The following is a 12,142-nucleotide window of genomic DNA, read 5'->3' on the forward strand; positions in this document are numbered from 1 at the left end:
CTCTTCTATGACTCGAATACTGACTGTATACGGGGCAAAAATGACTCACATATTTAACAATGTAGGCGCTGGTGAAATTGAAGAACTCATCATCGATGCAAAATTTAAGGAAGCTACTTGGAGATAAGGCATGACATTAAGAACATATTCAAAAGCATCAGACGATGAGAAAAATTTGGTCTTAGAACGTTTTTTAAATGCACATGAAGAACAGCTTTTCCCTCAGGAAGTCGTCGCACTATATCTCCAATGTTCTCCTTGGACTTTGGCCAAGATGCGCTGTGAAGACCAGTCACTTCCTTTTTCTAAGATTGGCAGTCGAATTGCCTATAAGAAAAAAGATGTGATGGCTTATCTTGAGTCAAAAACAGTGACGAATACGGCTCAATATTAATACTAAGGCGGGTTATCCCGCCTTTTTCAACTCACTTAACCGACTATTCCAAACATTTTCATAATTAAAACAATCAATTTTCTGCTGATAAACGCCTTCAATCATATTCATACATACGCGCAATTCCTCCAATGGGATTTGCACATAGCCACCTGTAACATCTACTCGAGGCTTTGCAGTATGGTTGAGTAGACGCTTAGTCACATAAATATTAAACCTTAATAAATTACACAATGTGGCGAACGTCCTTCGGAAGTCATGTGTAGACACATAAAATCCAACCTGATCACCTATTTCTTTTAATGTACGATCGATAGTCGTTGCGTGGATATTCCATGAAGTAGGCAATTTGGTCGCTGGGAAGACCCAATCATTTTCCTTAAGCAAAAATCTAGCTTTTAATATCGAAATGAGATGATCACCTAAAGGTAGCAAATGACTTTTACCATTTTTGGTATTGTTAAAAGAGACCACTCCTTTTTCTAGATCAACATTTTCCCAACGTAAGCTACAAGCTTCTACACGACGACAGCCGGTATACATGACAAATAAAATGATATCTCGATGTGTATTACTACGTGCAGTATCTTCTAAGTTGAGTTCATTAAAATAATTTATAACTGCTTGATAATATTTAAAGATTACATCTTTACTGAGGTAGCGCTCCCGAGGTGCAATGGTGTTCCACCCTATCGTCACTGAAATCACATCTACAGGATTAGATTTTAGAATTGGATTTTCATTGGTTGAATAAAGTACATGCATATATTTCCAAAGAGTACCAATCAAAGATACTGCACCATTGGCGCTTGAAGGACTAACCTCAGAAACATCTAAAAACTTATTCAGCAATTCATCTTTGGAAATTTCGAAAATTTTACGCTCTCTCCAACCCTTCAGGTACAGATCGATGTACTTGTTATATTGCCTCACTGTTTTCGGCTTAAAAGTTTTCTTGGTCAGGTAAATTTCAAGCGCTTCGCCTACTGTAATATTCAGTGGATTGAAACCGTCATCATTGCTTTTCATTTTATGTTCGTATTGGCCACTATAAATTTGAGCCAATATGATCTGTGCTTTCTTTCTCGCTCCGGCCACAGTAATATTTTCTAGATTACCAATGACGATTCTATATAGTTTATTGTTGAACTTTTTATCTACAATGAATGTTTTGCTATTGGATGTTACTCGAACACAAAAACCAGTAAGCTCACTGTCACGGTAAATCTTTTGGCCTGATGCAGTGAACTCTAATTCTTCTACGTATTGCTTATTAATTTTGATGCTCATAGACTTAACCCATCCCGCTAGAAACGAGAATTAAAATATTTTTCGGGAGAGTATACAAATCGTATACATCGGCAATTTTTTATAATTTTAATCGATAAAATATCAATTTAAGTATTTGTTTTTATTTATTATATTATTTTATGTAAGCCCACAATAGTGCTATAGAAAAAGTAGAATCCACCTAGTTTTGTTTGGATTGGAATTGATTGCATTTGGTTATATTCACTTGTATTTTCAAACACTTAAAAATTTTAATGGTTGTATAAGATTGCAGTCATTTGGCTATATTTGTAGCTCAACAGTCTACAAATGAGTCTACAAATTGCAAAAAAATATTTTTTTTGATTTTTTGTAGACTGCTTTAAAAACTCATTAATTTTCACTATTTTATCACTGTTTATCGCATAAAAGAAAAACCGCCCGAAGGCGGTTATTTTTGACGATGAAAGTTATAAATCTTTTGGAGTATTTATTTTATTGGCGGGCTAGAGATGGAAATAAACTCTCTACGATACGCTGGGTACTCCATAAACCAATTTCTTGATGATGCATATGAGGTGCTAAATACTTTAGAAGTTTGTTGATCTTGTATCCTGTATTCGTACTTCCATCAAATTGTTTCTTAAGCTCAGCCATTTTATGGTTCGCTAAATAACTAAATGAATTGGTCTCTAGGAAGTTTTTTACAAACTCATTATTTACTTGATTTTGTTTGGAATCTACTGATTTACCTGCAATCCAGCCATAAATAAAAGTTTTTTCAACAGCATTAAACACTCCAAACATTTTACCGTCTTCGTCGTGAATCATCTGCCAAAACCTACTCTCTTCAGGTGGTCGATTCAATTTTATCCAGCCCATACGGACAAGTTCAAAAATAAACTCTTCAACACTATCATCTTCAGACAGCCATTCATTCGTTGTTTTATTATTAAACATGCACTTATTGCTATGCATGTGTTTACCAACGATCGCCTTTTTCTTAAATATTTCTAGCACCATCTTTTCAGTGCTTAAATTTTTAATTATCTGAACTGAACTCATTCCTTTGTTATTTAGGAGATAGCCGATTTTGAGTTTACGAATGAACTCTTCTTTAGATCTGTACCTTGTAGAAAGTTTTTTAATGGCATTGGTCGCAAGCTGCGCATGCCCATTATCAAAATTATCTATCGTGATATGAACATTAAAATAGTGTGCATCAATTCCAAGTTCTTTTAACTCGTAATTGCTAATTAGCAAATGTAAAGGAAGTTGTTCATAGCCTAAATTAAAACCTGCTATCTCTGGTATAAACTCTGAAGGTGCATATGCAAGCGCAAGCTGTATTGCTGCCTGATGGTAATAGGCATCAGATAAGTTTAAAGATAGTTGATTCAAACCATGTGCCAGTAGTAGGTTGTCGTACATTCTCACGTGATTGGCTTTTTCTGAACCGAGACCAAGTTCCTCTAAATATATCTGAATAAAATCTCTAAATACTGGATCATTCCAATACTGAGTAAAGCTATATAGCCATGAACCATCCACTTTTTTTGTGGGTGCAACCTTGTATAAAAACTCATAAGCTTTACTAACTGATGAAAAATACTCTCTTCCTCCACCTTGCTTTCTTCTATCTAGGTATTCTTTATAATATTCACACTGTGTACGGTTATTATGATGAATCCAATCGACAAGATGGTCTATCTCATTTGGCATCTCATCAATGTGCTCGAGAGTTAGAATTTCATTTTCTAAAACCTTAAATGCCTTTAATTCTTTGGCTGAATTAGGTATTGAAGCATCTAAGAAGAACTCAACAATTTCGAAATATTTCTGATGATCTTTGGTTATTAAATTTAAGATTCTTTCTTTTACTGCTGTAGGCATTATAATTCTCACGCGGTAAATGATTCTTCTTAACCATAGTTCAGAAAATAAGTAGTATTTGTTAATTTTTTTTAATAAAATTTAACGCAATGTAATATTTTAAAAATTTTAATATATAAAACACACCTTTAGCATAATTTTTAACAAGTTTTTAAAAAGTAACATTTTTTTGATGTGACTTAATTCACATATTCATATTTAAATATCAATTATGATTCTTTTATAAAATATTCATAGGATAATTTATATGAAATCAATTTTTGACTTTATTTCTAAAAAATCCCTATCGATAACGCTATTTGAAAGTGCGAGTGCAGGTTATTTAGCATATAGAATTTCACAAGATAAAAACTCTGGAATACTTCTGGATGGTTCTATTGTTAGTTATGACTTACTATTCAAGAAGCGTATTTTAAATATAAAACAATCACTTATAGATAAATATACTGCTGAATCCCCAGAAGTAACCACTAAAATGATTGTAAATGGAAAAAAATTATTCAAATCAGATATTTATATATCTTGCACTGGACTTTTAAAGCGCGGAGGATCCGAAAACAAAAAGAAACCTGTAGGTACTTTTTTCTATTGCATTAATTTTAAGAAAAAATTTTATAATTTCAAAATTTTAACTAAAGGTAAGCCTATCAAAAAATTAAAAATACTATATAAAGCTCTATGCAAGTCACTCACTAAAATATTAAAAAATTATTATTGTTAGTTTCATGTAATTAAAAAATAACTATTTATGTATATAAAACAACCACCAAAGTATTACTTTTAAACAAAGTGAAACTTAATAAAGATTATGTAACATCTCTAATAATCATATTAGCAATATTCATGTTAATAATAAATGATCTACTGTAATTGAGTAGATTATCTAATTAATCTTTAAAGGAACAGTATTATGTCTAATTATAACCAAGATCAAAATAATGATACTCGCTTACAGCACCAACGTGGCGATACTCAAAAACCTCAAAACCAACAAAATCAGCAGTCTGATCAACAGCGTCAGCAGAATGATCAGCAACAACAGCAGCAACCCCAACATCAACAAAATCAACAATCTGATCAGCAGCGCCAGCAGAATGGTCAGCAACAGCAGCAGCAACCCCAACATCAACAAAATCAGCAGTCTGATCAACAGCGTCAGCAGAATGATCAGCAACAACAGCAGCAACCCCAACGCCAACAAAATCAGCAATCTGATCAACAGCGTCAGCAGAATGATCAGCAAGACCAATAGTCAGAGTAACAACATTAATTTTTATTTGCAGAAGTAGCCCAGGGATCACTACTTTTGCAATTTATTAAATAATTTATCGGAGTTATTACTATGAACGACCATCAAAATGAACATCCAATACATCATGACTGGCGCACGGATTACTCCAATAGACCGTACTATGGGGATCTGCAACGCGAAGTGCCAGATATAGATTACGACCGCGATCTAAGGTCAGCTTATGAGCTTGGTGAGCGCGAACGTCATTTATACGGTGAAAATGCGCGTTTCGAAGATTCTGAGCCGGATTTACAAACCAAATGGGAGGAGTTTAAAGCAGATTCTCGTTTGAAATGGGAACATGCTAAGCACGCGATTAAGGATGCTTGGGACAAGATGTAAACAACAACTTATAAACTAAAATTCAAAAAATGTATTAAGCATGGACTTCATAAAAATAATTCTGCATGACACTTCTTTTACTTTTGCATTGGAAATTATTTTCCGATGCATCATTATGTTTATCTTAATTATTATTTTTTTAAGATTTTCAGGGAAAAGAGGTGTCAGGCAACTTTCAGTATTTGAGTTAGCTATTATTTTAAGTTTGGGATCTGCAGCAGGCGATCCCATGTTTAATGATGATATCCCCATCATTCAAGCACTCATTGTATTTGCAGTCATTATTCTTCTCTATAGATTAACTACATACCTCATCATGAAATCAGATTCATTTGAAACCATGTTAGAAGGTAGGCCAATGTATATCGTTAAAGATGGCTTATTGATTGTTGAAGATATCAAACAGGAAAAGTATTCATATGACGAATTTTTTGCTGAGTTAAGGCAAAACAAAATAGAACACTTAGGGCAAGTCAAATCAGCCTTACTTGAAACAGATGGGTGTCTAAGTGTAATCCCTTATGCCAAGGATAATATTAAATGGGGACTACCAATTTTTCCTGATCACTACCAAAAAGCACAGCGTTTTGATTCCAAAAAATACTATTCGTGCATGCTGTGTGGTCAAACACAATTTATTAGTTCTCTAAATGCTCAGTGCCCCCGCTGCAAATGTGACCGCTGGGCTGAATCTGCTTTTTATTGTGAAAGTAGCTCCAATCAACCATCAGATTGAACATAAAATAGACAATTTTTTACTTTAATTTTGCCAAGCATCTTTATTGTCTATATTAGCTTTATGCAATAGCAAAACCTTATCTAGCACATGTACTAAATAACATCAGAAAAAGGGATGTAGCTCATGAAAAAATCAAATAATCCTAAAATTGATCAGTTTGAAAAAGAGGCATATGTATACCCTAAAGGTAAAACACTGACCTCATCTTTGGGTGTACCTGTAGCTGACAATCAAAATAGCTTAAAAATAAATCAGACTGGTCCTACTCTGTTAGAAGATTTTCTCTTACGAGATAAGTTAATTCACTTTGACCGTGAACGTATCCCTGAGCGTGTAGTGCATGCTCGTGGTGTTGGAGCGCATGGTTATTTTGAAGCTTATGAAGGCAACGAAAAATGGACTAAGGCTAAATTTTTGACTAATACTCAAAATCCAACACCAATCTTTGTCAGAATTTCTACAGTGCAAGGCGGACGCGGATCAGCTGATGTAGTCCGTGATGTACGCGGGTTTTCCATTAAGTTTTATACCGAAGATGGAAACTACGATTTAGTCGGTAATAACATTCCTGTATTTTTTATTCAGGACGCAATCAAGTTCCCTGACTTTGTCCACGCTGTAAAGCCTGAAGATCCGAATGAAGTTCCAACCGGTCAATCTGCGCATGATACTTTTTGGGATTTTATTTCTTTAAATACCGAAGCCTCTCATATGACAACCTGGGTGATGTCAGATCGTGCTATCCCACGGAATTTACGATCGATTCAAGGTTTTGGTGTACATACCTTCAGATTAATTAACAAAGATAATCAGGCGCATTTGGTTAAATTCCACTGGACACCGAAACAAGGTGTTGCCCAAGTCGTTTGGGATGAGGCCTTAAAGCTTAATGGTAAAGATCCCGACTTCCATCGTCGCGATCTATGGGATGCCATTGAACGTGGCAATTATCCTGAGTGGGAATTAGGGGCACAGATCTTTACTGAAGAAGAAGCGGCTCAATGGGACTTTGATGTTTTAGATGCTACAAAATTGGTACCTGAAGAGCTCGTACCTATTACTCCACTAGGTAAATTTACTCTAAATCGAAATACAGATGATTTCTTTGCTGAAACAGAGCAAGTTGCTTTCAGTCCAGCCAATATTGTTTCAGGAATTGATTTTAGTAATGACCCTTTATTACAAGGTCGTTTGTTCAGCTATACAGATACCCATTTGCACCGTTTAGGTACTGCAAACTTTAATCAAATTCCAATTAATAAACCAGTCTGCCCCTTCCATACTAATCGACGTGGCGGCTATGCAAACCATGAAGTTTATAAAGGTAAAGCGAATTATGAGCCTAACTCTGTAGATGAAAATTGGCCTAGAGAATCTAATAATGATCCGCATGCATTTCGGACCCATCCTGAAGAAATCCAAGGCAGCAAGTTAAGAATCCGACCAGAAAGCTTCGCAGATCATTTCTCGCAAGCGACCATGCATTACCAAAGTCTTGCTAAGCATGAACAACAGCATATAAAGAATGCCTATGCATTTGAACTCTCAAAAGTGAAAGCTGTTGAAATTAGGGAACGGGTCGTAAATGAGGTGCTTGCAAATATTGACTTGGATTTAGCGAAATTTGTAGCGAATGAATTGGGGTTAGATGCTCCAACTAAGCAAAGTAAATCGGTTAAGAAAGCTGCCATCGCTAAATCTGATCACTTAAGTACATTGGCATACCCTGCATCTGATATTAAGCAACGTAAAATTGCACTGTTGGTACACAACGGTGCTAATGCTTCCTCTATCGATGCAATTAAGACTTGGGGCGATTCAGAAAGCGCTGTAGTTGAAGTTTTAGCCCCTAATGCAGCGCCGGTGAAATCTAACAATGGTAAAGAAATTGCAGTTGATGGACGTCAGAATGGCGAACCTTCAGTCACCTACGATGCTGTCGTTGTTATTGATGGTAATAATTTAGATGAGTTCTTGAATGATGGTGTAGCTAAACACTATGTTTTAGAAACATTTAAGCATCTTAAACCTATAGTACTATTAGGTGATAAAGAGGCTTTAATTAAAGAGCTTAATCTGACTCAAGATGCTGCGCTTTTCACTTCACAAAGTTTCAAAGATGTCAGTGATCAATTTAAAACAGCGGTACAAAATCACCGTTATTGGGACCGTGAAGATAAGGTTGCTTCTATACCGGCCTAATTTAACTATGAATAAAAAAACCGCCCTTCTGGGCGGTTTTTTATCTATTGGTTCTTGGTTCTAACTAGATTTAAAAAATGTAGATGACGTTCGTATTGATCAATAACATCTTGCAAAATATCTTCTTGCGTCCATTCGATGATGTCATAATTTTGACCACCTTCCCTCAAAAACACTTCAGCTTGGTAATCTTGCGTAATTTCATCTGAATCAGTCATAAAACTTGGTGTATTTTTTTCTTGAACAACCACTTGGTAAATAAAGTTAATCTCATCTTGATGGTTTACACGTAGCTGCAAGCCATCATCTATCGTGTTTACTGTCACATCTAAATGACGACGCTTAAACTCTTTCTGTAGATTTGAAAATGCCTGACTTACCGTTTTTTCAATATAATCTTCAACTTCTTTACGTGTATGCGGATAATGCATAATCAATCCTAAACGTTGTTGCCAACTTCTTGGATTATGAATTGCTCTAGGTGTAATACGTGCATCCTGTAATGCTTGCATCTTGGTTGCATCTAAATGTAGAGCCTTGACTAACCCCCAGCAAATTAAAAGCATTACGAAGGTGAATGGTAATGCACTCAACATTGTTGCAGATTGCAAAGCTCCTAAACCTCCTGCAAACAACAAAACAATCGCAAGTACAGCCATTAACGTTGTCCAAAACAATCGTTGCCAGGTCGGAGAGTTTTCAGATTTTGCAGTTAGATAGTCTGTAACTAAAGCCCCAGAGTCTGCCGATGTCACAAAAAATAGCATAACCAGTATAGTCGCCACAAAACTCATCACGCCTGAGAATGGCAAGGTCCCTAAATATTCAAATAACGCAACGGATGAATCTCGTTGCACTGCAGAAATCAGCGAGGTGTTCGCTTCGTTTAAAATGCTATATAGTGCGGCGTTCCCCATGACTCCCATCCAGATCAGCGTAAAGCCTGTTGGAATAAGTAAAACACCTACAATAAACTCACGAATAGTACGTCCTTCAGACACACGGGCAATGAACATACCTACAAATGGTGACCATGAAATCCACCATGCCCAGTACATAATGGTCCAACCACCGATCCAACCATCAGACTGGTAGGCATATAAATTAAAGGTCATATTGAACAAATTTGAAATGTATTGCCCCGTGTTTTGGATAATCGTTTGCAATATAAAAATGCTTGAACTAGCAAAAAATACAAATAGCAACAGCACTAAAGCTAAGCCCAGATTAATCTCTGATAATCGTTTAATACCCTTGTCTAAGCCTATAAATACAGATAAAGATGCCATAGCTGTAACAATGACAATTAAAATAAGCTGCGTCGTCGTTGAATATTCAATTCCGAATAAATAATTTAAGCCAGAGTTAATTTGGGTTACACCAAAACCTAAAGTCGTTGCGACACCAAATACTGTACCGATCGTTGCAAAGGTATCTACACCATCACCAATTGGACCATAAATTTTCTTTCCAATAAGAGGATATAAAGCAGAGCGAATCTTAAGAGGTAGATTATGTCTATATGCAAAGTAAGCTAAAGCTAAGCCCACAATTGTGTAAATTGCCCAAGCATGAAGTCCCCAATGAAAGAATGTTACACGCATGGCTTGCTGCGCTGATTGAATTGTTTCAGGCTCACCAGTTGGAGGTGAAACATAGTGCATCACTGGTTCCGCGACACCGAAGAACATTAAGCCAATGCCCATACCAGCTGTAAATAGCATGGCGAACCAGGAGCTATTACTATATTTTGGCTGACTATGATCTAAACCAAGTTTAATTTTACCCATATTTGAACAGGCAATATAAATAAGCACTATTAGAAAAATGGCTACAGATAGCACATAGAACCAACTGAATGAGTTTGTAACCCATTGATTCAGTTGTTTAGTTATTAAATCAAAAGCATTGGGAGCTAAAAATACAATGGCAATAAAAATGCCGATAATAACAACTGTGCTAATAAACACATTTGGATTCACATTGGAATACCATGACGGTTTCAATGAAGACATACCTTCCCTATTCCGTTTTATTTGTAAGACAGATCTAAATTGATCAAAGAGATATCCGCTACTTGCGAAAGAAACAGGCTTGTATTGAAAAGTGCTGGCATTTTCATTTTCGTTTGAAAATTTAAAGCTGACTCGTTCAAAGCCGTTGTTTAGAGTTTGAGCATGTTATCATATTTTTAGATATATAATCCAATATTAAGTAGTAAAGCAAATTAAGACCATTACTAAACTATTTATTTCGTCAATTAATTTTCTTATTCAATACTCTCTTGAAGTGCTTTAGAAGTAAGTGAGTTCTTAGAAAGTAATTATAATTTTGCTTAATGTAAGCATTTTTTCACTTAGTTTTTGGGCTTATATAAGTAATATTATTTTATCTGTTAAAAATGGTAGTAAAAGGATTAATAAAACTTGAAAAGTTAAACAATGATTAAAGATCAAATACTTAATACATAAAAAAACAAAATTACCTTAAAAGCAATTTATAGTAATTAATTCACTTTCAAATTAAAGTAGGCTTATAACATGAATTCAAAAACCCGTAAGCTCCTTTTAGCTGGTGGTGCAGTACTTATAGCTGGTTCAATGCTCTCAACTGCAAATGCAAATGCAAATGCAAATGCAAATGCAAACACTACGGAAGTCCAAGCGGTATCAAAGGTAGATTTAAATAAATATCTTGGTACATGGCATGAAATTGCACGTAAGCCGCTATATTTCCAGAACAAATGTGATTACAACGTCACTGCTAAATATTCTTTAAATGAAAATGGTAACGTGAAAGTAGATAATAGTTGCTATAGTGCAGACGGCAAACTTAACCAATCAATTGGTGAAGCATATGTTCAGAATGCGCCAGCCAACTCGAAACTTAAAGTGAGCTTTTTACCAAAAGCAATTCGTTGGTTGCCAGTAGGCCGTGGTGATTATTGGGTTCTAAAAATTGATGATGACTATCAAACTGCATTAGTTGGGTCACCAAATAAAAAATATCTTTGGGTACTCAGCAGAACTGCTAACCCTGACCAGGCCACAGTTGATGAATACTTAGATTATGCAAAATCCATCGGTTTTGATTTATCAGATCTGATTGAGACTAAGCATAAGTAATAATCCAATAAGTCCCCATCATGGGGACTTATTTCTAAATAATACAATGTAATTTATCTGGCCATGAACGTAAGAATATAAGGCCCTTTGTATCCCTTCTATTTCAATCCCTGATATCAGCGTCTATTTACGATAGGCTGAATGCTCACTCACATTGAAATAGGATAATATTCTAATGACTACTATTAATGTTGAAAATATTAAGAGCCATGCAGATGTAATTGCTTCATGTGGGACTAAAGTTGGTGAAGTAGACCACTTGCAAGGTTCGGATCAAATTAAACTGACTAAGCATGGTGATGGTCATCACCACTTAATTCCAGTTTCATGGGTTGGTGAAATTACAGACAATAAAATTGTACTGACTAAAGACTCTCAAGAAGTTAAAGATAATTGGATTGAAGCTTAAAACCCTAATCCCAAAAAACCCTCTTAATGAGGGTTTTTTCATATCTGCTGTAATAATCATTGGAGGAAGTTAGTCTTTATCTAATGTATGAGGTGTTGTCGTCTCTTCATTTTCATTGCTGTCTTTTTGCTGGCAACCTACCAGCCCCAATACGAGTACCACGCTTATAATGGCTAACGTTTTCATACTTTAGGCCTATATATTTGTTAAAACTCTACACTAACAAAGCATGACGATTACTGTGTAAATTTATGAAAATCATTGATGAGATAAATAATAAGAAATTCTTTAAATAAAGTTTTTCATATATTAATGATTGTCTAGATTATGAAGTTATCCCTACATTTAAATAATTATCTTTCACCCAGGCCAATAATTCTTGTGCTGCTGCAAGACGTATGGCGTCTTCTTCCTCGGCCTGATCAATTAGATCTGAAGGAGGGAATGGTCTAAAGTATTCCAAGTTTAGCTCCTATTA

General features: G+C 35.4%; 11 protein-coding genes. 8 read left to right on the forward strand and 3 right to left on the reverse strand.

Features of this window, described 5'->3' with window-relative positions; all coding sequences use genetic code 11:
• Positions 1–130 precede the first annotated feature (130 nt).
• Entirely contained in the window at positions 131–394 is a 264-nt protein-coding gene (locus FTU75_RS08600; protein WP_180115727.1) for a helix-turn-helix domain-containing protein, read from the forward strand.
• A gap of 12 nt (positions 395–406) precedes the next feature.
• Here FTU75_RS08600 and FTU75_RS08605 read toward each other — a convergent pair whose 3' ends face one another.
• Both FTU75_RS08605 and FTU75_RS08610 read right to left on the reverse strand, forming a co-directional pair.
• The gene (locus FTU75_RS08605) at positions 407–1,678 is read right to left on the reverse strand and encodes an integrase family protein (protein ID WP_180115820.1); all 1,272 of its coding nucleotides are present in this window, start codon (positions 1,676–1,678) and stop codon (positions 407–409) included.
• 480 nt (positions 1,679–2,158) lie between these two features.
• Positions 2,159–3,556, reverse strand: a complete 1,398-nt coding sequence (locus tag FTU75_RS08610) for an iron-containing redox enzyme family protein (RefSeq protein WP_180036229.1) — start codon at positions 3,554–3,556, stop codon at positions 2,159–2,161.
• Positions 3,557–3,803: 247 nt separating this feature from the next.
• On the opposite strand from FTU75_RS08610, the gene FTU75_RS08615 reads away from it, so the two are divergent.
• From FTU75_RS08615 to FTU75_RS08635, 5 genes are all read left to right on the forward strand, one after another.
• Positions 3,804–4,277: a CinA family protein gene (locus FTU75_RS08615; RefSeq protein WP_180036228.1), complete on the forward strand. Its 474-nt coding sequence runs from the start codon at positions 3,804–3,806 to the stop codon at positions 4,275–4,277.
• 189 nt (positions 4,278–4,466) lie between these two features.
• Positions 4,467–4,808, forward strand: a complete 342-nt coding sequence (locus FTU75_RS08620) for a hypothetical protein (RefSeq protein WP_180036227.1) — start codon at positions 4,467–4,469, stop codon at positions 4,806–4,808.
• Between the two features lie 90 nt (positions 4,809–4,898).
• The gene (locus tag FTU75_RS08625; protein WP_218948340.1) at positions 4,899–5,189 is read left to right on the forward strand and encodes a hypothetical protein; all 291 of its coding nucleotides are present in this window, start codon (positions 4,899–4,901) and stop codon (positions 5,187–5,189) included.
• A 40-nt stretch (positions 5,190–5,229) separates the two neighbouring features.
• Entirely contained in the window at positions 5,230–5,925 is a 696-nt protein-coding gene (locus FTU75_RS08630) for a DUF421 domain-containing protein (protein ID WP_180036226.1), read from the forward strand.
• A 126-nt stretch (positions 5,926–6,051) separates the two neighbouring features.
• The gene (locus FTU75_RS08635; protein ID WP_180115728.1) at positions 6,052–8,130 is read left to right on the forward strand and encodes a catalase; all 2,079 of its coding nucleotides are present in this window, start codon (positions 6,052–6,054) and stop codon (positions 8,128–8,130) included.
• Positions 8,131–8,174: 44 nt separating this feature from the next.
• On the opposite strand, the gene FTU75_RS08640 is transcribed toward FTU75_RS08635, so the two are convergent.
• A complete protein-coding gene (locus FTU75_RS08640; RefSeq protein ID WP_180036224.1) occupies positions 8,175–10,145 on the reverse strand; it encodes a choline BCCT transporter BetT in 1,971 nt (656 codons plus the stop codon).
• 585 nt (positions 10,146–10,730) lie between these two features.
• Here FTU75_RS08640 and FTU75_RS08645 point away from each other — a divergent pair.
• Complete coding sequence (locus FTU75_RS08645; RefSeq protein ID WP_306669983.1) at positions 10,731–11,255, forward strand: lipocalin family protein; 525 nt, start codon at positions 10,731–10,733, stop codon at positions 11,253–11,255.
• A gap of 175 nt (positions 11,256–11,430) precedes the next feature.
• Entirely contained in the window at positions 11,431–11,664 is a 234-nt protein-coding gene (locus FTU75_RS08650; RefSeq protein ID WP_078193451.1) for a DUF2171 domain-containing protein, read from the forward strand.
• Positions 11,665–12,142 lie beyond the last annotated feature (478 nt).

This window comes from Acinetobacter sp. YH12140, from assembly GCF_013418475.1.
Lineage (GTDB): Bacteria > Pseudomonadota > Gammaproteobacteria > Pseudomonadales > Moraxellaceae > Acinetobacter > Acinetobacter amyesii.

Bases quoted from the DNA above. Each gene is read 5' to 3' on its own strand.
- FTU75_RS08600 (WP_180115727.1), top strand. From the start codon at position 131: ATGACATTAAGAACATATTCAAAAGCATCAGACGATGAGAAAAATTTG.
- FTU75_RS08610 (WP_180036229.1), bottom strand. From the start codon at position 3,556: ATGCCTACAGCAGTAAAAGAAAGAATCTTAAATTTAATAACCAAAGAT.
- FTU75_RS08615 (WP_180036228.1), top strand. From the start codon at position 3,804: ATGAAATCAATTTTTGACTTTATTTCTAAAAAATCCCTATCGATAACG.
- FTU75_RS08620 (WP_180036227.1), top strand. From the start codon at position 4,467: ATGTCTAATTATAACCAAGATCAAAATAATGATACTCGCTTACAGCAC.
- FTU75_RS08625 (WP_218948340.1), top strand. From the start codon at position 4,899: ATGAACGACCATCAAAATGAACATCCAATACATCATGACTGGCGCACG.
- FTU75_RS08630 (WP_180036226.1), top strand. From the start codon at position 5,230: ATGGACTTCATAAAAATAATTCTGCATGACACTTCTTTTACTTTTGCA.
- FTU75_RS08635 (WP_180115728.1), top strand. From the start codon at position 6,052: ATGAAAAAATCAAATAATCCTAAAATTGATCAGTTTGAAAAAGAGGCA.
- FTU75_RS08640 (WP_180036224.1), bottom strand. From the start codon at position 10,145: ATGTCTTCATTGAAACCGTCATGGTATTCCAATGTGAATCCAAATGTG.
- FTU75_RS08645 (WP_306669983.1), top strand. From the start codon at position 10,731: ATGCTCTCAACTGCAAATGCAAATGCAAATGCAAATGCAAATGCAAAC.
- FTU75_RS08650 (WP_078193451.1), top strand. From the start codon at position 11,431: ATGACTACTATTAATGTTGAAAATATTAAGAGCCATGCAGATGTAATT.